Annotated in this window: 20 protein-coding genes; 16 read left to right on the top strand and 4 right to left on the bottom strand. The window is 63.2% G+C overall.

Annotated features, from left to right (window positions below):
- Window positions 1-40 precede the first annotated feature (40 nt).
- The 13 genes from nuoH to GEU84_RS03550 all read left to right on the top strand — a co-directional run bounded on the left by nuoH (window position 41) and on the right by GEU84_RS03550 (window position 12,323).
- Window positions 41-1,078, top strand: coding sequence for an NADH-quinone oxidoreductase subunit NuoH (gene nuoH / locus GEU84_RS03610; protein ID WP_152824454.1), 1,038 nt, complete (start codon window positions 41-43; stop codon window positions 1,076-1,078).
- A 1-nt stretch (window position 1,079) separates the two neighbouring features.
- A complete protein-coding gene (locus tag GEU84_RS03605) occupies window positions 1,080-1,310 on the top strand; it encodes a hypothetical protein (RefSeq protein WP_152824455.1) in 231 nt (76 codons plus the stop codon).
- Complete coding sequence (gene nuoI, locus GEU84_RS03600; RefSeq protein WP_152824456.1) at window positions 1,310-1,813, top strand: NADH-quinone oxidoreductase subunit NuoI; 504 nt, start codon at window positions 1,310-1,312, stop codon at window positions 1,811-1,813. The genes GEU84_RS03605 and nuoI overlap by 1 nt, the downstream gene beginning before the upstream one ends.
- A 51-nt stretch (window positions 1,814-1,864) precedes the next feature.
- A complete protein-coding gene (locus GEU84_RS03595; RefSeq protein ID WP_152824457.1) occupies window positions 1,865-2,275 on the top strand; it encodes a carboxymuconolactone decarboxylase family protein in 411 nt (136 codons plus the stop codon).
- The gene (locus tag GEU84_RS03590) at window positions 2,272-2,886 is read left to right on the top strand and encodes an NADH-quinone oxidoreductase subunit J (RefSeq protein WP_152824458.1); all 615 of its coding nucleotides are present in this window, start codon (window positions 2,272-2,274) and stop codon (window positions 2,884-2,886) included. Before GEU84_RS03595 ends, GEU84_RS03590 begins: the two co-directional genes overlap by 4 nt.
- Complete coding sequence (locus tag GEU84_RS03585) at window positions 2,886-3,434, top strand: hypothetical protein (RefSeq protein ID WP_152824459.1); 549 nt, start codon at window positions 2,886-2,888, stop codon at window positions 3,432-3,434. Before GEU84_RS03590 ends, GEU84_RS03585 begins: the two co-directional genes overlap by 1 nt.
- Before the next feature lie 79 nt (window positions 3,435-3,513).
- Window positions 3,514-3,819 carry an NADH-quinone oxidoreductase subunit NuoK gene (nuoK, locus tag GEU84_RS03580; protein WP_152824460.1) on the top strand — a complete coding sequence of 102 codons (306 nt, stop codon included), beginning with the start codon at window positions 3,514-3,516 and terminating at the stop codon, window positions 3,817-3,819.
- A gap of 4 nt (window positions 3,820-3,823) precedes the next feature.
- The gene (nuoL, locus tag GEU84_RS03575) at window positions 3,824-6,133 is read left to right on the top strand and encodes an NADH-quinone oxidoreductase subunit L (protein ID WP_152824461.1); all 2,310 of its coding nucleotides are present in this window, start codon (window positions 3,824-3,826) and stop codon (window positions 6,131-6,133) included.
- On the top strand, window positions 6,133-7,671 hold the full coding sequence (locus tag GEU84_RS03570; protein ID WP_152824462.1) for an NADH-quinone oxidoreductase subunit M: 1,539 nt from the start codon (window positions 6,133-6,135) through the stop codon (window positions 7,669-7,671). Before nuoL ends, GEU84_RS03570 begins: the two co-directional genes overlap by 1 nt.
- A gap of 10 nt (window positions 7,672-7,681) precedes the next feature.
- Window positions 7,682-9,118, top strand: a complete 1,437-nt coding sequence (gene nuoN / locus GEU84_RS03565) for an NADH-quinone oxidoreductase subunit NuoN (protein WP_152824463.1) — start codon at window positions 7,682-7,684, stop codon at window positions 9,116-9,118.
- Window positions 9,108-9,860 carry a biotin--[acetyl-CoA-carboxylase] ligase gene (locus tag GEU84_RS03560; RefSeq protein ID WP_152824464.1) on the top strand — a complete coding sequence of 251 codons (753 nt, stop codon included), beginning with the start codon at window positions 9,108-9,110 and terminating at the stop codon, window positions 9,858-9,860. The genes nuoN and GEU84_RS03560 overlap by 11 nt, the downstream gene beginning before the upstream one ends.
- Window positions 9,861-9,870: 10 nt before the next feature.
- Window positions 9,871-10,650, top strand: coding sequence for a type III pantothenate kinase (locus tag GEU84_RS03555; protein WP_152824465.1), 780 nt, complete (start codon window positions 9,871-9,873; stop codon window positions 10,648-10,650).
- Window positions 10,647-12,323, top strand: a complete 1,677-nt coding sequence (locus GEU84_RS03550) for a ribonuclease J (RefSeq protein WP_152824466.1) — start codon at window positions 10,647-10,649, stop codon at window positions 12,321-12,323. Before GEU84_RS03555 ends, GEU84_RS03550 begins: the two co-directional genes overlap by 4 nt.
- A gap of 107 nt (window positions 12,324-12,430) precedes the next feature.
- Here GEU84_RS03550 and GEU84_RS03545 read toward each other — a convergent pair whose 3' ends face one another.
- The 3 genes from GEU84_RS03545 to GEU84_RS03535 form a co-directional block, all read right to left on the bottom strand.
- The gene (locus GEU84_RS03545; protein WP_152824467.1) at window positions 12,431-14,038 is read right to left on the bottom strand and encodes a DEAD/DEAH box helicase; all 1,608 of its coding nucleotides are present in this window, start codon (window positions 14,036-14,038) and stop codon (window positions 12,431-12,433) included.
- A gap of 98 nt (window positions 14,039-14,136) precedes the next feature.
- Window positions 14,137-14,928: a hypothetical protein gene (locus tag GEU84_RS03540; RefSeq protein ID WP_152824468.1), complete on the bottom strand. Its 792-nt coding sequence runs from the start codon at window positions 14,926-14,928 to the stop codon at window positions 14,137-14,139.
- 83 nt (window positions 14,929-15,011) lie between these two features.
- Entirely contained in the window at window positions 15,012-16,610 is a 1,599-nt protein-coding gene (locus GEU84_RS03535; RefSeq protein WP_152824469.1) for a peptide chain release factor 3, read from the bottom strand.
- 111 nt (window positions 16,611-16,721) lie between these two features.
- Between GEU84_RS03535 and GEU84_RS03530 the strand changes: the two genes are divergently transcribed.
- From GEU84_RS03530 to GEU84_RS03520, 3 genes are all read left to right on the top strand, one after another.
- On the top strand, window positions 16,722-17,084 hold the full coding sequence (locus GEU84_RS03530) for a SnoaL-like domain-containing protein (RefSeq protein ID WP_152824470.1): 363 nt from the start codon (window positions 16,722-16,724) through the stop codon (window positions 17,082-17,084).
- A gap of 170 nt (window positions 17,085-17,254) precedes the next feature.
- On the top strand, window positions 17,255-18,004 hold the full coding sequence (gene map / locus GEU84_RS03525) for a type I methionyl aminopeptidase (protein WP_152824471.1): 750 nt from the start codon (window positions 17,255-17,257) through the stop codon (window positions 18,002-18,004).
- Between the two features lie 123 nt (window positions 18,005-18,127).
- The gene (locus GEU84_RS03520) at window positions 18,128-18,430 is read left to right on the top strand and encodes a hypothetical protein (RefSeq protein ID WP_152824472.1); all 303 of its coding nucleotides are present in this window, start codon (window positions 18,128-18,130) and stop codon (window positions 18,428-18,430) included.
- Window positions 18,431-18,449: 19 nt separating this feature from the next.
- Here GEU84_RS03520 and GEU84_RS03515 read toward each other — a convergent pair whose 3' ends face one another.
- Entirely contained in the window at window positions 18,450-19,481 is a 1,032-nt protein-coding gene (locus GEU84_RS03515; RefSeq protein WP_152824473.1) for a Hint domain-containing protein, read from the bottom strand.
- Between the last annotated feature and the right edge of the window lie 218 nt (window positions 19,482-19,699).

Here is a 19,699-nt window from a genome sequence, read left to right as displayed (position 1 = left end):
TGATACAGAGCCAGACGAAGGCTGAGGGACAAAGGGCATCATGGCTGATTTTCTGCAAACGGGCTTGGGCATCACGCTGCTGATCGCGGCGCAGGGCCTGCTGGTGATCGCCTTCGTGATGATCAGCCTGCTGTTCCTGGTCTACGGCGACCGCAAGATCTGGGCCGCCGTGCAGCTGCGCAAGGGCCCGAACGTGGTGGGGGCCTTTGGCCTGCTGCAATCGGTGGCCGATGCGCTGAAGTATGTGGTCAAGGAAATCGTGGTGCCCGCCGGGGCCGACCGCGCGGTGTTCTTCCTGGCGCCGATGCTGTCGTTTGTGCTGGCGGTGCTGGCCTGGGCGGTGATCCCGTTCTCGGATGGCTGGGTGCTGTCGGATATCAACGTGGCCATCCTGTTCGTCTTCGCCGTATCCTCGCTGGAGGTGTATGGCGTGATCATGGGGGGCTGGGCGTCAAACTCCAAATACCCGTTCCTCGGCTCCTTGCGGTCGGCGGCGCAGATGATTTCCTATGAGGTGTCGCTGGGTCTGATCATCATCGGCATCATCATTTCCACCGGCTCGATGAACTTCGGCGCGATTGTCGAGGCGCAGCGCGGTGATCTGGGGCTGTTCAACTGGTATTGGCTGCCGCATCTGCCGATGGTGGCGCTGTTCTTCATATCCGCGCTGGCCGAAACCAACCGCCCGCCCTTCGATCTGCCCGAGGCGGAATCGGAACTGGTGGCGGGGTTCATGGTGGAATATTCCTCGACCCCTTACCTTCTGTTCATGGCGGGCGAATACATCGCCATCTTCCTGATGTGCGCGCTGATGAGCCTGCTGTTCTTCGGCGGCTGGCTGTCGCCCATTCCCGGCCTGCCCGATGGCGCGCTGTGGATGGTGCTGAAGATGTCGGTGTTCTTCTTCCTCTTCGCCATGGTGAAGGCCATCGTGCCGCGCTACCGCTATGACCAGCTGATGCGGATCGGCTGGAAGGTGTTCCTGCCGATGTCGCTGGGCTGGGTGGTTCTGGTGGCCTTCCTTGCCAAGTTCGAAGTGCTGGGCGGGGCCTGGGCACGTTGGGCCGTGGGGGGCTGAGATGAGCGAGAACGTCAACAACATGATGCTCGAACAGCTTCGTCCGATCCGCGAGGATTTTCGACGGATGGACAAGCGTTTTGACGAGGTTGAGGCCAAGATGATTGAAGAATTTGACTCGGTCAAAACCGAGTTGCACGGCCACACGATGATGATTTTCGGGCTGAGCAGCGTGATAGGCCAGATCGACAAGCGCGTCGAACATATCGAACAGAAACTGGGGATCGCGTGATGGCTTTCGTGCAAAAGACCGACTACACCCGCGCCGCCAAGTATTTCCTGATGGTCGATTTCATCAAGGGTTTCGCCCTTGGCATGAAATACTTCTTCGCGCCCAAGGAAACGGTGAACTACCCGCATGAAAAGGGCCCGCTTTCGCCGCGTTTCCGGGGCGAACATGCGCTGCGCCGCTATGCCAATGGCGAGGAACGCTGCATCGCCTGCAAATTGTGCGAGGCGATCTGCCCGGCGCAGGCCATCACCATCGACGCCGAACCGCGCGAGGATGGCAGCCGCCGTACCACCCGCTATGACATCGACATGACGAAATGCATCTACTGCGGTTTCTGCCAGGAGGCATGCCCGGTGGATGCGATCGTCGAGGGCCCGAACTTCGAATTCTCCACTGAGACGCGCGAGGAACTGTTTTACAACAAGGACAAGCTCCTGGAAAACGGCGCGCGCTGGGAAGCCGAGATCGCCCGCAATCTGGAAATGGACGCACCCTACCGCTGAGGGTGTGACGAACGGCAGCGAACGGGGTCGGAAACGGAAAGAGGGGCGCAGATGAACGACGAATTCACCAGGATGTTCAAGGCGATGATGGAGCAGGGTCAGGAAATGGCCCGCGCCTTCAACCCTGCGCTGGAGAACTTTCAGGTGAAGGGCTTCGAGAAGATGTTCCCAACCATGTCGAAGGACATGCTGGAAATGTGGTTCGGCAAGACCTTCAACCGTGAAGGTCTGGATGCCAAGACCCGCCTGCTGGTGACGGTGGCCGCGCTGACCGTGCTGGGCGCGCATGCCGACCCGCAACTGCGCCTGTCGATCCGGCATGCGCTGGAGGCGGGGGCCACGAAACGCGAGATTGCCGAAGTGATCTATCAGATGAGCATGTTCGGCGGCCTGCCCGCCATGCAGAAGGCGCTGGAAATCGCGCAAAGCGTGTTCGCCGAAACCGAGGAGACCAAGGAATGACCGTTGCCGATCTGGCTTTTTACGCCTTTGCACTTGTCACCGTGACGGCGGGCCTGCTGGTGACAGTGTCGAAAAACCCGGTGCATTCGGTGCTGTGGCTGATCCTGGCCTTCCTGTCCTCGGCCGGGCTGTTCGTTCTGCTGGGGGCGGAATTTGTCGCCATGCTGCTGATCATCGTCTATGTGGGCGCGGTGGCGGTGCTGTTCCTGTTCGTGGTGATGATGCTGGACATCGACTTTGCCGAGTTGAAGGGCGAGATGGCCAAATACATGCCGCTGGCCATGCTGATCGGGGTTATCATCCTGATGCAATTGTCGCTGGGGCTGGGCGCCTGGGTGCAGGCCGAGGGTGCGATGGGCCTGCGGCAGGCTGTGACGCCCGACATGGCCGAGGTGGAAAACACCCGCGCGCTGGGGCTGCTGATCTATGACAAATACATCCTGCTGTTCCAGCTTTCGGGGCTGATCCTGCTGGTCGCCATGATCGGGGCCATCGTGCTGACCCTGCGCCACCGCACCAACGTGAAACGCCAGAACATCCTGCACCAGATGTGGCGCGACCCGGCCGAGGCGATGGAGTTGAAAGACGTGAAACCGGGGCAGGGGCTCTGATGCAACGCGCCCTGGCAGCGGTCTGTGTGATGTGGGGGGCGCCGGCGCTGGCCTGCGAGCTTGTGCCCGGAACTCCTTCACCCGTGCCGCAGCGCATGGCGCAATGTGGCGTGGTCTATCAGGCCACGGATTTCATCAGGATCGGCCTGTCAAAGGCGAAGGATCTGGGCCACGGTCTTGTCCGGCAGGACGCCTATGAAAGCGCGGGCTGCACCAGCACCCATGATCCGATCATCATGGATTGCAACACCGGCAGGGCGGTGGTTCTGGGCTCTGCCCTGCATGACCCTATGCTTGCCGATACGCCCCCCGACCCGGTTGAACAACTGGCCAACCGGGTCGCAAAGGCTGCGGCAGCAGGCCAGCCGATGACAATTGACGCGATCACCGCGCTGGCGCAGGCGGTGGACCCGGCGGGTGTGGTGGCGCTGACCACGCGCTCGCGCATCACGGTGGGCAGCATCCGGCCGGCGGGTGCCGCGCGCCCTGTCACGCAGACCTTTGGCCTCGGCTGCGCCTGCAAGACATTTTATCCCGCCTTGCACTAAGGCGGCAAAGACAGCCCGGCGCAGCGGAAAGCGACGGGCAAACGGAACGAAAACGGGCAACGACCCGGAGGGAACGACGATGGTGGGACTTGAACATTACCTGACGGTGGCGGCGGCGCTTTTTGTCATTGGCATCTTCGGCATCTTCCTGAACCGGAAGAACGTGATCGTCATCCTGATGTCGATCGAGCTGATGCTGTTGGCGGTGAACATCAACCTTGTCGCCTTTTCCAGCTTCCTTGGCGATCTGACCGGGCAGGTGTTCACGATGTTCGTGCTGACCGTGGCAGCCGCCGAGGCGGCCATCGGCCTTGCCATCCTTGTGAGTTTCTTCCGCACCCGCGGGACCATCGACGTCGAAGACGTCAACGTGATGAAGGGCTGAAGCCATGGCAACGATCATCCTTTTCGCGCCGCTTATCGGCGCGCTGATCTGCGGCTTCGGCTGGCGTCTGATCGGCGAATTTGCCGGGCAGGTCATCACCACCGGGCTGGTGTTTCTGGCCGCCTTCCTGTCGTGGATCATCTTTTTCACCCATGACGGCGTGACCGAACAGATCATCCTGATGCGCTGGATCGAATCCGGTTCGCTCAGCACCGAATGGGCCATCCGGCTGGACCGGCTGACCGCCATCATGCTGGTGGTGGTGAACACGGTATCGGCGCTGGTTCACCTCTACAGCTTTGGCTACATGGCGCATGACGACAACTGGACCGCGCGCGAGCATTACAAGGCGCGGTTCTTTGCCTATCTGTCGTTCTTCACCTTCACCATGCTGATGCTGGTGACATCCGACAATCTGGTGCAGATGTTCTTCGGCTGGGAAGGTGTGGGGGTCGCGTCGTATCTGCTGATCGGGTTCTACTACAAGAAACCATCGGCCAATGCCGCCGCGATGAAGGCGTTCATTGTCAACCGGGTGGGCGATTTCGGCTTTGCGCTTGGCATCTTTGCGCTGTTCTTCCTGACCGACTCGATCCGCTTTGACGATGTGTTCGCCGCAGCACCCGAATTGGCGCAGACGCAGCTTTCGTTCCTCTGGACGGAATGGAACGCCGCCAATCTGGTGGCCGTGCTGCTGTTCATCGGTGCGATGGGGAAATCGGCCCAGCTTGGGCTGCACACCTGGCTGCCCGACGCGATGGAAGGCCCCACGCCGGTGTCGGCCCTGATCCATGCGGCCACCATGGTGACTGCCGGAGTGTTTCTGGTCTGCCGCATGTCGCCGGTGATGGAATATGCACCGCAGGCGATGGTTTTCGTAACCGTCATCGGGGCCACCACCGCCTTTGTCGCGGCGACCATCGGCCTTGTGCAGAACGACATCAAGCGCGTGATCGCCTATTCCACCATGTCGCAGCTTGGCTACATGTTCGTGGCGGCAGGGGTGGGGGCCTATCCGGTGGCCATGTTCCACCTGTTCACCCATGCGTTCTTCAAGGCGATGCTGTTCCTTGGCGCGGGTTCGGTGATCCACGCCACGCATCACGAGCAGGACATGCGCAACTATGGCGGCCTGCGAAAGAAAATCCCGCTGACCTTCTGGGCGATGATGATCGGCACGCTGGCCATTACCGGCGTGGGCATTCCGCTGACGCATATCGGTTTTGCCGGTTTCCTGTCGAAGGACGCGGTTATTGAAAGCGCCTATGTCGGGTCGAACTATGCCTTCTGGCTGCTGGTCATCGCGGCCTGCATGACCTCGTTCTATTCCTGGCGGCTGATGTTCCTGACGTTTTACGGGGAAAGCCGGGCGGGCGGGCATGCCGCGCATGGCCATGATGATCACGGTCACGCGGCACACGGGCATGCAGCGCACGGGCCTGATGCCCATGGTCACGGGCATGACAATCATGGCCACCACGAGCCGCATGAAAGCCCCAGGGTGATGCTGATCCCGCTGGGCGCTTTGGCGCTGGGTGCGGTGTTTTCCGGGATGATCTGGTATGACAGCTTCTTCGGCGACGAAGCCAAGATGAACGACTGGTTCGGTATGGAAACCGCCGCCGCCCATCACGGCGACGCGGGGCATGCCGAAGCCGGAGATCACGCGGCAGGGGCCAACGATGATCACGCGGCCACCACGACCGAAGGTCAGGCCGCGACGACCGCTGATGCACCCGCACCAGAAACCGCCGCCGGGGCAGAGGTAGCACCGCTTGCCGCCGCCGCCCCGCACAAGGGCGCCGTCAGCATCCTGCCCTACGGCCCCGAGGAACTGGCCTTGGTGAAAGAGCGTATCGGCTATGTCGAGGGCGAGGGCCATCACGAGCCGACCACCATCATCGCCGCCGCGCATGAGGTGCCGAAATGGGTCAAGGTATCGCCCTTCATCGCCATGATCCTGGGCCTTGCACTGGCCTTCCAGTTCTATATCCGCCGCCCCGACCTGCCGGGCAAACTCGCCGCACAGCAGCGCCCGCTTTACCTGTTCCTGTTGAACAAATGGTATTTCGACGAGCTTTACGACGTGATTTTCGTGCAGCCCGCCAAATGGCTGGGGGGCTTCCTGTGGAAACGCGGTGACGGCAATGTCATCGACGGGTCGATCAACGGCGTGGCGATGGGTCTGATACCGATGCTGACGCGGCTGGCTGGCCGGGCGCAGTCTGGCTACATCTTCCACTACGCTTTTGCCATGGTTCTGGGGATCGCGATCCTCGTCACCTGGATGTCGCTCGGCGGAGGAGCGGAATAATGGATAACCTTCTCTCCATCGTCACCTTCATCCCGCTGGTCGCGGCGGCCATTCTGGCGCTGTTCCTGCGGGGCGAGGATGCCGCCGCACAGCGCAACGCCAAATGGGTGGCGCTGCTGGCGACCTCGGCCACGTTCCTTGTGTCACTGGCCATCCTGACCGGGTTCGATCCGTCGGATACCGGATTCCAGTTTGTCGAGGAGTATGACTGGATCGTCGGGCTGAAATACAAGATGGGCGTCGATGGCATCTCGGTGCTGTTCGTGATGCTGACCACCTTCCTGATGCCGATCACCATCGCAAGCTGCTGGGGCGTGGAAAGCCGCGTCAAGGAATACATGATCGCGTTTCTGGTGCTGGAAACGCTGATGCTGGGCGTGTTCTGCGCGCTGGATCTGGTGCTATTCTACCTGTTCTTCGAGGCCGGCCTGATCCCGATGTTCCTGATCATCGGCATCTGGGGTGGCAAGGAGCGGATCTATGCCAGCTTCAAGTTCTTCCTCTACACCTTCCTGGGGTCGGTGCTGATGCTGGTGGCGATGATCGCCATGTATTTCGACGCAGGCACCACCGACATTGCCGTGCTGCTGCAACACAATTTCGCATCGGAGACGCTGAACCTCGCGGGCTTCCAGATTGTGGGCGGCATGCAGACGCTTATGTTCCTTGCGTTCTTTGCCAGCTTTGCGGTGAAGATGCCGATGTGGCCGGTGCATACCTGGCTGCCGGATGCCCACGTTCAGGCCCCGACCGCCGGGTCGGTGGTTCTGGCGGCGATCCTGCTGAAGATGGGGGGCTATGGCTTCCTGCGCTTCAGCCTGCCGATGTTCCCGGTCGGGGCGGATCTTCTAAGCCCGCTGGTGCTGTGGATGTCGGCGATTGCCATCGTTTATACCTCGCTGGTGGCACTGGCGCAGCAGGACATGAAAAAGCTGATCGCTTACAGTTCGGTGGCCCACATGGGTTACGTCACCATGGGCATCTTTGCCGCCAACCAGCAGGGCATCGACGGCGCGATTTTCCAGATGATCAGCCACGGCTTCATCTCGGGCGCGCTGTTCCTGTGCGTGGGGGTGATCTATGACCGGATGCACACGCGGGACATTGACGCTTATGGCGGCCTTGTCACCCGGATGCCGGCCTATGCGCTGATCTTCATGTTCTTCACCATGGCCAATGTGGGCCTGCCGGGTACCTCGGGTTTTGTCGGCGAATTTCTGACGCTGATGGGGATTTTCCAGGTGAACACCTGGGTCGCCGCCGTGGCGACCAGTGGCGTCATCCTGTCAGCTGCCTATGCGCTGTGGCTTTACCGCCGCGTCGTGTTCGGCGATCTGGTGAAGGAAGGCCTGCGCAGCATCACCGACATGGACCGGCGCGAGCGCGCGATCTTTGCGCCGCTGGTGGCCATGACCCTGCTGCTGGGCATTTACCCCAGCCTTGTGACCGATATCATCGGGCCCTCCGTGGCCCAGCTGACCGCCGACTATCAGGCCGCGATCCCCGTTTCGGGCGATACGCAACTGGCCATGGAATGAGGGACGACCGATGACCTCCGCCGATTTCTCCGCCGTCTTTCCCGAACTGGCCCTCGCCATCTTTGCCATGGCGGGGCTGCTGGCCGCCGTCTACACCGGCAAGGACAAATCCGCCCCGATGATGCTCTGGGCCACGGTGGCGGCCTTCGTGCTGGCCGCGCTGTGGATTGGCACCGGTGGCACGGGTGCGCGCACCGCCTTTGGCGGCATGTTCACCGATGACCCTTTCGCGCGGTTCGCCAAGGTGACGATCCTGCTGTCGGCCGCCGCCGTATTGGCGATGAGCCAGGATTACATGACCCGGCGCGATCTTTTGCGCTTTGAATACCCGATCCTCATCACCCTGTCGGTCATCGGCATGATGATGATGGTGTCGGCGGGCGACCTGATGGCGCTTTATATGGGGTTGGAGCTGCAAAGCCTTGCGCTGTATGTGGTGGCCAGCCTGCGGCGCGACTCGGCAAAATCCACCGAGGCGGGGTTGAAGTATTTCGTGCTGGGCGCGTTGTCGTCGGGGCTGCTGCTGTATGGCGCGTCGCTGACCTATGGCTATGCCGGGACCACGTTGTTTTCGGGCATCCTTTCGACACTAAATGATGGCGTGCCGCTGGGCCTGCTGTTCGGGCTGGTGTTCATGCTGGCCGGTCTGGCCTTCAAGGTGTCGGCGGCACCGTTCCACATGTGGACGCCGGATGTCTATGAAGGCTCGCCCACCCCCGTGACCGCTTTCTTCGCCACCGCGCCCAAGGTGGCGGCGATGGCGCTGTTTGCGCGGCTGGTGCATGACGCCTTTGGCGGCATTCCGGGCGACTGGAGCCAGGTTCTGGCGGCGCTGGCCGTGGCCTCGATGTTCCTTGGTGCCATTGCCGCCATCGGGCAGCGCGACATCAAGCGGCTGATGGCCTATTCCTCGATCGCGCATATGGGTTTTGCGCTGATGGGGCTGGCGGCGGGCAACGCGGGTGGCGTGCAGGCCATGCTGGTTTACATGGCCATCTATGTGACGATGAACGTGGGCACCTTCGCCTTCATCCTGTCGATGAGCCGCGACGGGCGGCCCGTCACCACCATCGACTCGCTGAACATGTATGCCAAGCGTGAGCCGCTGAAGGCGCTGGCCATGCTGGTCTTGATGTTCAGCCTAGCGGGCGTGCCGCCGATGGTGGGGTTCTTTGGCAAGTTCTATGTGCTGAAGGCCGCCGTCGATGCCAACATGGTCTGGCTGGCGGTGGCGGGGGTGGTGGCTTCGGTGATCGGGGCCTATTACTACCTGCGCATCGTGTTCTACATGTATTTCGGCAAGGAATCCGAGGCGCTGGACAGCGGCATGCCCGTGGCGCAATGGGTGATGCTGATGGGCGCTGCGGCGGTGATGCTGCTGGGCGTGGTGAACCTGTTCGGGATCGAGGCGCTGGCGGCGGTGGCGGCGGAAACGCTTGTCCGCTGATTGGCCTTTGGGCGTCGCCCGGCACCTGCTGGACAGTGTGGACAGCACCAATGCCCACGCCGCCCGGCTGGCCCGGGGGCTGTCCGGCCCGGCATGGATCGTGGCGGCGGAACAGACGGCGGGCAAGGGGCGGCGCGGGCGCGACTGGCGCAGCCCGCGCGGCAACTTTTATGGCACCTATGTGATGCGGCCCACCGAGCGGGCCGAGGTGGTGGCGCTGCGGTCCTTTGCCGCCGCGCTGGCGCTGCGCGAGGCCTGTGTCGCGTTGACCGGCCTGCCCGGGGCCTTTGCGCTGAAATGGCCCAATGATGTGCTGGTGAACGGCGGCAAGCTGGCCGGGATACTGCTGGAAAGCGCGGGGCAGGGTGGTGGTGTGTCGCATCTGGCCATCGGCATCGGGGTGAACCTGATCGGTGCGCCCGAGCCTGACGCGGTGGAACCCGGTGCGCTGCGCCCTGTCAGCCTGCTGGCCGAAACCGGCAAGCGCATCGAACCCTCGGTTTTTCTCGACACGCTGGCCCCGGCCTATGCGCGGTGGGAGGCTGTGTTCACCACGCAGGGCTTTGCCCCCTTGCGGGCGGAATGGCTGGCCCATGCTGCGCGTCTGGGCGAACCTATCACCGCGCGCAGCGGTAGCCACACGCGCGAAGGCATGTTTGAAACCGTGGATGCGCAGGGCGCGCTGGTGCTGATGACGGCTGCGGGGCGCGTGGCGATCCCCGCCGCCGAGGTATTCTTTTAGGGGGGCGGGCATGCTTCTGGCCATCGACTGCGGCAACACCAACACCGTGTTTTCCATCTGGGATGGCGCGCGCTTCATTGCCACCTGGCGCATCGCCACCGACCACAAGCGCACGGCGGACGAGTATTTCGTCTGGCTGTCATCCCTGATGATGCTGACGAAGACCGAGGCGCATGTGACAGAGGCGATCATATCCTCCACCGTGCCGCGGGTGGTGTTCAACCTGCGGGTTCTGTGCAGCCGTTATTTCGACTGCCGCCCGCTGGTGGTGGGCAAGCCGGAATGCCGCCTGCCGGTGGCCCCCCGCGTGGATCAGGGCACCACGGTGGGCCCTGACCGGCTGGTGAACACGGTGGCGGGGTTTGACCGGCACGGCGGCGATCTGATCGTGGTGGATTTCGGCACCGCCACCACATTTGACGTGGTGGATATCGACGGGGCCTATATCGGCGGCGTCATCGCCCCCGGCGTGAACCTTTCGCTGGAGGCGCTGCATATGGCCGCCGCCGCCCTGCCTCACGTCGATGTCACGAAACCGCAGTCGGCGATTGGCACGAATACGGTGGCCTGCATGCAATCGGGCGTGTATTGGGGCTACATCGGCCTTGTCGAAGGCATCGTGCGCCAGATCCGGCTGGAGCGCGAACGCCCGATGAAGGTCATCGCAACAGGGGGACTGGCCGCCCTTTTCGACCAGGGATTTAATCTTTTCAACAAGGTGGAGGACGATCTGACCATGCATGGTCTCGTCCTTATCCACCGTTACAACAAGGAACTGGAAACGGTATGAGTAAGAACCGTCTGATCTACCTCCCCCTCGGCGGCGCGGGCGAGATCGGGATGAACTGCTATGTCTACGGCTATGGCCCGGTGGACAAGGAACGGCTGATCGTCGTCGATCTGGGCGTGACCTTCCCCGACATGGATACGACGCCCGGCGTCGATCTGATCTTGCCCGACATTTCGTGGCTGGAGGCGCGCAAAGATCGGATCGAGGCGATCTTCATCACCCATGCGCATGAGGATCACATTGGCGCGCTGGGGCATCTGTGGCCCAAGCTGAAATCGAAAATCTACGCGCGCCGGTTTACCGCGACCATCGGGCGGCTGAAGTTCGACGAATTCGGCCACCCCGCCGATGCGATTACCGTGGTGGCCCCGCGCCCGGAAACCGTCGAGGCCGGGCCGTTCAAGGTGCAGTTCATCCCGGTGGCGCATTCGGTGCCCGAAAGCTCGGGCCTCGTGATCGACACGCCGGCGGGCCGCATCGTGCATTCCGGCGATTTCAAGCTGGACCGCAGCCCGGTGGTGGGTGAGCCGTGGAATGACGAGATGTTCCGCGACATCGCCGCAGAACGCCCGGTCAAGGCGCTGATGTGCGACAGCACCAACGTGTTTTCCACCCATCAGGGCCGGTCCGAGGCCACGCTGGGCGAGCCGTTGCGCGACCTGATCATGCGGTCGCGCGGCATGGTGGTGGCCACCACATTCGCGTCAAACGTGGCGCGGCTGAAAACGCTGGCCGAGGCGGCGCGTGCCGCCGAACGGTCGGTCTGCCTTCTGGGCCGGGCGATGCGGCGCATGGTGGCGGCGGCGCAGGAATCGGGCGTGCTGAAGGATTTCCCGCCCATCGTCAGCCCGGAACAGGCGCTGGAGGTGCCGCGCGGCAATCTGATGCTGATCGTCACCGGATCGCAGGGCGAACGCCGTGCGGCCAGTGCCCAACTGGCGCGCGGCAAATATCTGGGGCTGGAGATGAAGGAGGGCGATCTGTTCCTGTTCTCGTCCAAGACCATTCCCGGCAATGAACGCGGCGTGATCAAGATCATGAACGCCTTCAGCGAGATGGGCGTGGATGTGCAGGATGATGCGGGCGGCCTTTACCATGTGTCCGGCCATGCCAACCGCCCCGATCTGGAGGCGGTGCATACCCTGCTGAAGCCCAGCTTTCTGATCCCGATGCATGGCGAGCATCGCCACCTGCGCGAACATGCCCGCATCGGCCTGTCCAAGGGCATCGGGGCCGAGGTTGTGACCAATGGCATGATGATCGACCTCAGCGGCAACAGCATCGACGTGTGCGAATACATCGAGACTGGCCGCACCTATCTGGATGGGTCGGTGCTGATCGGCGCAATGGATGGCGTGGTGCGCGACCGTATCCGCATGGGGCTGAACGGGCATGCGCTGGCCACCCTCATTCTGGACGAATCCGATGATGTGATGGGCGATGCCTGGGTGGAACTGATGGGCCTGCCCGAGCGTGGCAAGACCGGCGCCGTTCTGGCCGAAACGCTGGAGGCGGAGCTGGGCGACTATCTGGGCCGCGCCGGAACCAAGGTGCTGGCCGATGACGACAAGCTGGAAGAGGCGATCCGCCGCATCGTGCGGCAGGTCGCCATGGAAGAGATCGGCAAGAAGCCCGAGGTGACAGTGGTGGTCAGCCGCTTGCAAGAGGGCTGATTCGCCCGGCGTGCCGGGGGGGCCGCCCCCCGGTGTGCCGCATCGGCACGGCTGTGCCATGAAAAAGGGGGCCGGTTGGCCCCCTTTCTGCTGGAAAGTCGGGTGTCTCAGCCCTCGGCGCTGTCCATCGCCTCTTCGGCATCATCCGTGGTGTTGCCAAGGCTGGCCAAGTTGAAGCTGCGCAGGATGAAATCGGGCACATGGTCGCCCAGACCCAGCACACGGTCATTGTCTCGGCGGTCACGGCCATAGTCGCGCTGTGCCTGCGGGCGGGGGCCACGCTCATCGCGGCGGTCGTCTCGCCGGTCATCGCGGCGCACATAGGGCGCGCGCTCCTCGCGCACCGCTGCGGCGGGTGCCTCGGCCACAACGTCATCTTCCAGCTCGATCACCGGGGCCACGGGCTCTCGCGGCATCGCCTCGCGCGGGGCGGTCTCGCGCGGGCTGGCGGAGCCGCTGCGGCCACCACGGCTGCGGCTGCGGCTGGACTTGCCGTCACGCTCGGCCCGCTCGCCACGCTGCTCGCCGCGCGGCGCGGGGGCATCATCACCTTCGGTCAGGGTGAAGCCCTCGGGCACCGAACCGCGCGGGATCGGCTGTTTCACCAGTGCCTCGATCGCCGCAAGGTATTTTTCGTCATAGGGCGTGGCAATGGTATAGGCCTTGCCCTTGCGCCCGGCGCGCCCCGTGCGGCCGATGCGGTGCACATAATCCTCAGGGTGCGATGGCACGTCAAAGTTGAACACATGGCTGACGGCGGGAATATCCAGCCCGCGCGCCGCCACGTCTGACGCCACCAGCAGATGCACCGACCCGTCGCGGAAGCCGTCCAGCGTCTTGGTGCGCACCGACTGGTCAAGGTCGCCATGGATCGGCGAGGCGTTGAAACCGTGCTGTTTCAGCGACTTGGCCACCACATCCACATCCATCTTGCGGTTGCAGAAGATGATGGCGTTGGTGCAGGCCTCGCCTTCCTGCCGGATCAGCGCGCGCAGGACCGAGCGTTTGTCGGCAAAGCTGCGGTCCTTGCGGCTGGGGGTGATCTGGATCAGCGCCTGTTCGATGGTGGCCGAGGTGGTGGATTGCCGCGCAACCTCGATCTTCACCGCGTTCGACAGGAAGGTGTTGGTGATCCGCTCAATCTCGGGTGCCATGGTGGCCGAGTAGAAGAACGTCTGCCGGGTGAACGGGGTCAGGCTGAAGATGCGTTCGATGTCGGGGATGAACCCCATGTCGAGCATGCGGTCAGCCTCGTCCACCACCATGATCTGCACGCCGGTCAACAGCAGCTTGCCACGCTCGTGATGGTCCAGCAGGCGGCCCGGCGTGGCAATCAGCACATCGACGCCGCGGTCAATCAGCTTGTCCTGTTCACCGAAACTCACGCCGCCGATCAGCAGCGCCTTGGTCAGCTTGGTGTGCTTGGCGTAGGTGTCGAAGTTTTCGGCCACCTGTGCGGCCAGTTCGCGCGTGGGGGCCAGCACCAGTGAACGCGGCATGCGCGCCTTGGCGCGGCCCTTGCCCAGCAATGTGATCATCGGCAGCACGAAACTGGCGGTCTTGCCGGTGCCGGTCTGGGCAATGCCCAGCACATCGCGGCCTTCCAGCGCATGCGGTATCGCCTGTGCCTGAATCGGTGTGGGGGTTTCGTAGCCAGCTTCGAGCACGGCCTGAAGCACGCGGGGGTCCAGCGCGAGGTCGGAAAATTTGGTCATCTGCGTCCTGTGAATGCGGTATCGGACCGCATGTAAGAAAAGGGGACGCTGATCATACCGGGCGTCCCGGCGTCTTGGCCCGAAAGCCTGAACAGGCGTTACAGGATATTGGCCGGAGGGTCAAGGTTGCTGCCCCGGGGTGGCGCAGGGGCGTGCCACTCTGCCCGCGCGGCGCGCATCAGCGCCAGTCGGTGAAACAAACCGGCGGGATCTGCGGCCAGCCGTTCAAGAAGGTGGCAAGCCAGCGGCCCCGCAACGGCATCGCGCTGCGCCAGCACCCACAGCGGGGCCAGCAGGTTCACCTCGATTCCGCCATCCCGCAGCGAATATTTTGCCAGATCAAGCGGCAGCGGGGCCGTGCTGGGCCGCCGCCGCTGAAACGGCCTGTCGGGGGCAAGACCGGAATACAAACGTTCGGTTTCATAAAGTTTGATCAGCCCGAACAGCATGTTCAGTGATTGGCCGATGCGCCGCTGGCGTTCGGTCACGCCATGGTCGGCAAAGGTGACGACAGAAGAGATCAGCCAGCGCGCCGACAATTCGCCACGCAGCAACACACCCTGTTCCGCCCAGATCCGCTGGAACAGGCGCGCCGCATGGGCGGGCTGCCGCCGCTTGCGCAGATGCGCCACTAGCAGCCCGTTCAGCAGCGCGAGTTCGCTCTGCCCGGCGAATTCGACCATCAGTTCGTGCTGTTTGCGCGCGTGGCCGCTTGCGGGACGGGGCAGGGGCGCGATCGTGACCGGCACGCGTTGCCGGGCCAGAGCGGCCAGATCGGCTGTGATGGCCGGCAAAGCCTCGCCCTGCGCCAACCCCAGCAGCCTGCGGCGCTGCCGCCAGCGGGGCATCACGGCGGCAAAAGGCGCAGGGCTGGCAAGATCGGCGGTCACGGTTGCAGTCCGGTGGCGGGGGGCAGAATCGCCCGCCCGTTCACGTTACGCCCCGCTGTCTTAACGCCCGCTGAAGCCCGACGTTACACCATCATCTCTTTCGTCGCCGTCAGCCGCACCTCGGGGTGGTCGCGGCCCACCCGGTCGATATCCCATTGCAGGCGGGTCAGGAACACGGTGTCGCCATCGCTGTCCTGCGCGATGTGGCCCTTGTTCACGTTGATGAACGCATCCACCGCCGCGCGCGGACCCGTCACCCAGCGGGCCGAGGTGAAGTTTGACCCCTCGAACCGCACGGGCAGCGAATATTCCAGTTCGATCCGGCTGGCCAGCACGTCGAATTGCAGCGCGCCCACGACCCCCACGATATAGCCCGAGCCGATCATCGGCTTGAACACCTTGGCGGCCCCTTCCTCGGCAAATTGCATCAGCGCCTTTTCCAGATGCTTGGCCTTCATCGGGTCGCCCGCGCGGATGTTTTGCAACAGTTCCGGCGCGAAAGACGGAATGCCGGTGAAGTGCAGCGCCTCGCCTTCGGTCAGCGCATCACCGATGCGCAATTGCCCGTGGTTCGGGATGCCGATGATGTCACCCGCCCAGGCCTCTTCGGCCAGTTCGCGGTCGGCGGCCAGGAACATCACGGGGTTGCTGACGGCCATGGGTTTCTTTGACCGCACATGCACCAGCTTCATGCCACGCTCGAAATGCCCGGACGACAGGCGCACGAAGGCCACGCGGTCGCGGTGCTTGGGGTCCATGTTGGCCTGCACCTTGAACACGAAGCCTGTGACGGATTCCTCCTCGGGCGCCACGCCGCGCTCCTTGGCCTTTTGCACCTGCGGTTCGGGGCCGTATTCGCCCATACCGTCCATCAGTTCCTTCACACCGAAGGAATTGATGGCAGAACCGAACCAGATCGGCGTCATGTGCCCTTCAAGGAAGCTCTGGCGGTTGAAGGCGGGCAGCAGGGCGCTGACCATCTCCAGATCCTCCAGCAATTTGGCCAACAGGTCGGCGGGGATGTGTTCGGCCAGCTTGGGGTCGGCCAGGCCGTTGATGGCGATGGTTTCGGCCACGCGGTTGCGGTCGGCGCGGTCCATCAGTTCCAGCCGGTCATGCAGGATGTCATAGCAGCCGATGAACTCGCGGCCCGTGCCTATGGGCCACGAGGCCGGGGCCACGTCGATGGCCAGGTTCTGCTGGATCTCGTCAATGATCTCGAACGTGTCGCGCGATTCGCGGTCCATCTTGTTGCAGAAGGTCAGGATCGGCAGGTCGCGCAGGCGGCAGACCTCGAACAGCTTGCGCGTCTGGCTCTCCACCCCCTTGGCCCCGTCGATCACCATGATCGCGGCATCCACGGCGGTCAGCGTGCGATAGGTATCCTCGGAAAAGTCGCTGTGGCCGGGTGTGTCGACCAGATTGAAGCGATACTGCCGGAAATCGAACGACATGGCCGAGGCCGACACCGAAATGCCCCGGTCCTTTTCCATCTGCATGAAGTCTGACCGCGTGCGCCGCGCCTCGCCCTTGGCGCGCACCTGGCCCGCCATCTGGATCGCGCCGCCAAACAGCAGGAACTTTTCGGTCAGCGTGGTTTTCCCGGCGTCGGGATGCGAGATGATCGCAAAGGTCCGGCGGCGGGCAATCTCGGGCGGCAGGGGGGGGCGGTTGTCAAGCATGCGCGTCGTATAGGGCGGCGCAACTTTCTGCGCAACTCTGCCAACTGTCTTGAAACCGTTATCTGACAAGGGTAGCATGAGAACATTAACGGAACATCAATGGAGGTTCACATGACACTTTCAGAAATCGCCAATGAACTGGTCGCGGGTTGCCGCGAGGGCCGCGTCCGCGCCAATCTGCAGAAACTCTATGCCGCCGATGCCGTTTCGGTCGAGGCGATCGATATGGGCGATGGTCGCGAAATCCATGGCCTTGCCGGGATCGACGCCAAGCACCAGTGGTGGGATGACGAAAACACCATGACCGGCGGCACGGTTGAAGGGCCGTTCCTGCATGGGGACAGCAGCTTTGCCGTGATCTTCACCGCCGAGGGCATCAGCAAGGCCGACAACAAGCCCTTCAGCATGCACGAAGTGGCGATCTACCACGTCAAGGACGGCAAGATCGTGCGTGAGGAATTTTTCTACAACTGATCGCTTCGCCGCATGAACCCACAGTGCCGGGCAGCCTTGGCAGGGCTGCCCGTTTGCATGTTCAGGAACGGGCTGTGATTCGGGGGGTGGTGCATGGCCTTGGTTGTGCGGGACAATCCCGCGCGATGATGGTATGCAGCCAGCCTGCTGCTTTTGCGACGAGGCCGGGAATGACGATCAACCATGACGACGAACTGCACGGGCTGCGCGCCATTGGCCGCATCGTGGCCAATACCATGCAGGCCATGGCCCGCGCGATGGAGCCCGGCATGACCACGCGGGAACTGGATGACATCGGCCGCGCGCTGCTGGAGCGCGAGGGCGCGGTGTCTGCGCCCGAGGCCACCTATGATTTCCCCGGCGCCACCTGCATCAGCGTGAACGAGGAGATTGCCCATGGCATTCCGGGCGACCGCGTTCTTGCGGTGGGCGATCTGGTGAACATCGACGTGTCGGCCAGCAAGGACGGTTTTTTCGCCGATACCGGGGCCACATTCCGGCTGGGGCCAGTGCGCCCCTCGCTTGACCGGCTGTGCCGGGATGGCAAGCGCGCCATGCAGATCGGCATTGCGCAGGTGGGCCATGACAGGCCGCTGGCAGGCATCGGCCATGCCATCGGGCGGTTCGCACAGGCGCAGGGCTATACGCTGATCCGGAACCTCGCCAGCCACGGCGTCGGCCGCGCGCTGCACGAAGACCCGGCAGAGGTGCCCACCTGGCCCACCCGCGGCGACAAACGCCGCATGCACCGGGGTCTGGTGCTGACGGTGGAACCCTTCCTCTCGCGCGGCGGGGTCTGGGCGAGGGGCGGGGCCGACGACTGGACGCTTTACAGCGACCCGCCCGCGCCGGTGGTGCAGTATGAGCATACGGTGGTGGCGACGGACCGGGGGGCGATTGTGGTGACGTTGCCGGGGTGAAGGGGGGACAACACCGTTAGTTAATTGAACAGTTACTATACGACAGGAATCTCAGCCAATTAAACTTTTTAACGCGACATAGGACATAAACGGGGCTACATTCTACTATTGACCGTCTTTCAAATGGCGAAAACCTTTAGGATCATTATGGATCGGATTTTTATTGTGATGGTTGCCGCGCTGATTGGGCTTGCTGCGCTTGCGGGAACTGCCCATGCAGATTGGCGTAGAGGTGAATTTGCGACAATGCAGGCTTGCCTCGCCGCTATTAAAGCATACAACAAAAGCGAATTACAGATTTTCACTGACAAGCCCAGCCAAGTTAGCGGTAGGATCGTGAGAACCCGCGAGTCTTTTTTGTGCACGCGGAAAGAAACGGGGACTAAAGGCACCTTTTTCGAGGGTGCATTTGACGACGGCGAATAGCGCTCAGGCAGAAAGCCCTCTACCGCCCCCCACCCCTTCCAAACTGCCGCGTCGGGGCTGCCCAGATCATGTCGAGCAACTGCCGCGTCGCTTCCGTTCCGAAATGCTGGTTCTGGCTGAGGCCAGGGAAGCGGGCCTTTACCTCATCCGCCAGCTCGGGGGGCAGGCGTGACACCGTCGCGTCGTTCACCATCAGGCTTTCGGCGGGGATGCCCTCGGCATAGATGATCTCGTGCCGGTCGAACACCAGGCTGAAGTAATCGACAAACCCGCCCTCGCGCAGGAAAATCGTGTCGCGGTTCACCAGATGCTTGGCCTGCACCAGCAGTTCAGAGGTGCGCTGCCCCACCAGCCGGTCGCGCTGGTAAAGGAACATCCGGTGGTGTTGGCTGACGATCAGGTCGCCCGCATTGCCCAAAGCCCCGCGTGAAATCACCACTGGGGCAAAAGCCCCCACGGCGCGCAGGGTCGCCCGCCCCACCCAGCGGATCGGCTGCGCGCCATGGTCGCGGGTCAGCAGCTTTTGCCCCGGCTCCAGCGTGTCGATCATGCGCTGGCTGCCATCGGCCAGGGTGATCATCGTGCCGCGTGCAAAGGACACGCACAAAAGATCAGACAGGCGGGTGGCGCTGGGAGCCTCCTCCACCTTCAGCAATGTGTATTCGGTGCGCGCGCCCATCGGCGACAGCGGCAGCACATAGAGGCCCCCGCGCGCCCCTTCCAGCCGCAAGAGCACCAGTTCCACCTTGTCGCCATCGGGGGCCATCAGCGTGTAACGGCCCGACAGCGTCACAGGGTCGCCGGGGCTGCCGATACCGGATTGCTGGGCCACGCGGGGGGTGCCGCTGTCATGCGTCCATGCCACCACCAGCCGCTGCGGGCTGGCATCGTCGGCAAGCTCGTAACTGTCACCCGGGCAGACATCATCGGCCTCGCCCAGCACATCGCCCATGTTGGCCCCGGCGCAGACATAGATGTCTTCCGCCCGGAACAGCTGGCAGGCATGTCCGGGAAGGTTGGCGTTGTCGGTCAATGCGGTGTCGATCTTCATGCGGGGCGATCCGGGAAAGCGATACAGGCCGTCGTTACCCGACAGCCCGGTCCCCACCAAGCCTGAAAACGGTTAGCAAGAAATTGATTGGTCCGTCAAGCAATGCCGCCGACTGCGCAGCACCCGGAAACGGGCCGGCCCGGCAGCCGGTATTGTTTCTCGCTTGGGCGATGGCCAAGGCCGAACCCCTGCGGGGCGAATCGCCGTGCCGCGCGGGA

The sequence above is a fragment of the Fertoeibacter niger genome (assembly GCF_009380135.2).
Classification (GTDB): Bacteria; Pseudomonadota; Alphaproteobacteria; order Rhodobacterales; family Rhodobacteraceae; genus Fertoeibacter; species Fertoeibacter niger.
This window is presented reverse-complemented; position numbering and strand designations above follow the sequence as displayed.

Bases quoted from the DNA above. Each gene is read 5' to 3' on its own strand.
- nuoH (WP_152824454.1), top strand. From the start codon at position 41: ATGGCTGATTTTCTGCAAACGGGCTTGGGCATCACGCTGCTGATCGCG.
- GEU84_RS03605 (WP_152824455.1), top strand. From the start codon at position 1,080: ATGAGCGAGAACGTCAACAACATGATGCTCGAACAGCTTCGTCCGATC.
- nuoI (WP_152824456.1), top strand. From the start codon at position 1,310: ATGGCTTTCGTGCAAAAGACCGACTACACCCGCGCCGCCAAGTATTTC.
- GEU84_RS03595 (WP_152824457.1), top strand. From the start codon at position 1,865: ATGAACGACGAATTCACCAGGATGTTCAAGGCGATGATGGAGCAGGGT.
- GEU84_RS03590 (WP_152824458.1), top strand. From the start codon at position 2,272: ATGACCGTTGCCGATCTGGCTTTTTACGCCTTTGCACTTGTCACCGTG.
- GEU84_RS03585 (WP_152824459.1), top strand. From the start codon at position 2,886: ATGCAACGCGCCCTGGCAGCGGTCTGTGTGATGTGGGGGGCGCCGGCG.
- nuoK (WP_152824460.1), top strand. From the start codon at position 3,514: ATGGTGGGACTTGAACATTACCTGACGGTGGCGGCGGCGCTTTTTGTC.
- nuoL (WP_152824461.1), top strand. From the start codon at position 3,824: ATGGCAACGATCATCCTTTTCGCGCCGCTTATCGGCGCGCTGATCTGC.
- GEU84_RS03570 (WP_152824462.1), top strand. From the start codon at position 6,133: ATGGATAACCTTCTCTCCATCGTCACCTTCATCCCGCTGGTCGCGGCG.
- nuoN (WP_152824463.1), top strand. From the start codon at position 7,682: ATGACCTCCGCCGATTTCTCCGCCGTCTTTCCCGAACTGGCCCTCGCC.
- GEU84_RS03555 (WP_152824465.1), top strand. From the start codon at position 9,871: ATGCTTCTGGCCATCGACTGCGGCAACACCAACACCGTGTTTTCCATC.
- GEU84_RS03550 (WP_152824466.1), top strand. From the start codon at position 10,647: ATGAGTAAGAACCGTCTGATCTACCTCCCCCTCGGCGGCGCGGGCGAG.
- GEU84_RS03545 (WP_152824467.1), bottom strand. From the start codon at position 14,038: ATGACCAAATTTTCCGACCTCGCGCTGGACCCCCGCGTGCTTCAGGCC.
- GEU84_RS03535 (WP_152824469.1), bottom strand. From the start codon at position 16,610: ATGCTTGACAACCGCCCCCCCCTGCCGCCCGAGATTGCCCGCCGCCGG.
- GEU84_RS03530 (WP_152824470.1), top strand. From the start codon at position 16,722: ATGACACTTTCAGAAATCGCCAATGAACTGGTCGCGGGTTGCCGCGAG.
- map (WP_152824471.1), top strand. From the start codon at position 17,255: ATGACGATCAACCATGACGACGAACTGCACGGGCTGCGCGCCATTGGC.
- GEU84_RS03520 (WP_152824472.1), top strand. From the start codon at position 18,128: ATGGCGAAAACCTTTAGGATCATTATGGATCGGATTTTTATTGTGATG.
- GEU84_RS03515 (WP_152824473.1), bottom strand. From the start codon at position 19,481: ATGAAGATCGACACCGCATTGACCGACAACGCCAACCTTCCCGGACAT.